At 48.1% G+C, this 1,407-nt stretch carries 2 protein-coding genes; both read left to right on the top strand.

The window, feature by feature from the left end; all coding sequences use genetic code 11:
- Positions 1-78: 78 nt before the first annotated feature.
- Positions 79-375, top strand: a complete 297-nt coding sequence (locus C772_RS15890; protein WP_008301637.1) for a transposase — start codon at positions 79-81, stop codon at positions 373-375.
- 11 nt (positions 376-386) lie between these two features.
- Positions 387-1,259 carry an IS3 family transposase gene (locus tag C772_RS15885; protein WP_035002756.1) on the top strand — a complete coding sequence of 291 codons (873 nt, stop codon included), beginning with the start codon at positions 387-389 and terminating at the stop codon, positions 1,257-1,259.
- Positions 1,260-1,407 lie beyond the last annotated feature (148 nt).

Genomic DNA, 1,407 nt, shown 5'->3' with positions numbered 1-1,407 from the left:
TGGGGTTAGTATTAAAAACGGACACGGAACCTGTCATTTGATAAGCTTCTCATAACAATAAAAAGGGACGTGTCCGTAATGGGAAAGGTATATAAGCCAGAGCTTAAAGAGTACGTGTGCAAACTGGTCCTTGAGGAAGGAAGAAAGAAATCACAGTTAGCATATGAAACAGGGGTGTCCGTATCTTCAATTACCCGTTGGGTAGATGCATACAAAGAAAAAATGGAACAAGAAGTGGAAGAGGAGGGGCTTCTCGTTACCACATCAGAACTTCAGGCAGAGATTCGTGAACTTCGCAAGAATCTTGCGGACAAGGAAGAAGAGAACGAAATTCTAAAAAAGGCTATGCATGTTTTCACGAGAAGCCAGGCGTAAAATACCGATTCATATTCGAAAATCAACATGTATTTAACGTGGTGAAGATGTGCCAAGTACTGGTTGCTTCAAAATCCGGCTACTATGACTGGCTTAAACGGCCGATGACGGTTGAGTGGATGGAACGGCAGGAGGAGCGCGAAAAGCTGAACCAGGCGATCCTAGAGATCTTCCACGGGAGCTACGGGACGTACGGCAGTCCCCGGATACATAAGGAACTGATACGACGGGGCTTTGAGGTATGTCAGAAGACGGTGGCCATCCGGATGACAGAACTCACTCTTACGGCCCAGCCTCCGAAACGCAAAGCGGCAACAACAGACTCGAATCATAGTCAGCCTGTCTATCCAAATGTGGTGGCAAGAGACTTCAAGGCGGTGGAACTGAACAAGGTCTGGGTAGCGGATATCACCTATATCCGGCATATGGGCGGCTGGTCTTATCTGGCCAGCATCATGGACCTGTGTTCACGGAAGATCATTGCCTACACCCTCGGGGACACGATGGAGACAGAGCTTCCGCTCTCGGCCCTCAGAAAGGCATTGGCCATTCGTCAGCCAGAAGAAAGGTTGATCCATCATTCGGACCGAGGCAGCCAATATTGTTCGAAAGTATATACCAAGAAGCTGACAGACAATGGAGCCGTCATCAGTATGAGCCGGAAAGGCGACCCTTGGGACAACGCCTGCATCGAGTCCTTCCACGCTACTTTAAAGAAAGAATTGATCTACCGTCTGGGCAGAGTGACCCGGGAAGAAGCGGAAAGAGCAGTCCGTAATTACATCGATAATTTCTATAACACGGTACGGATTCATTCTTCGCTGGGCTATCTTTCCCCGGTGGAATTTGAGTTGCAGAAAATCTGGGAAGACCTGCCTGCTTAAGCATTCAAGTTATCCTCAACAGGGCAGTGTGGTTGAATAATTCCAAATGGAATCATTCAACCACACTGCCGCACCAAGCGAAGCGCGGTAGGGGTTTAGACCTCCTATCTACCTAAGAATTACGTGTCCGTTTTCTTGACATAAGTCC

The sequence above is a fragment of the Bhargavaea cecembensis DSE10 genome, assembly GCF_000348905.1.
Taxonomy (GTDB): domain Bacteria; phylum Bacillota; class Bacilli; order Bacillales_A; family Planococcaceae; genus Bhargavaea; species Bhargavaea cecembensis.
The sequence above is the reverse complement of the archived record's forward strand: the minus strand, read 5'-3'. Positions and strand labels throughout refer to the sequence as shown.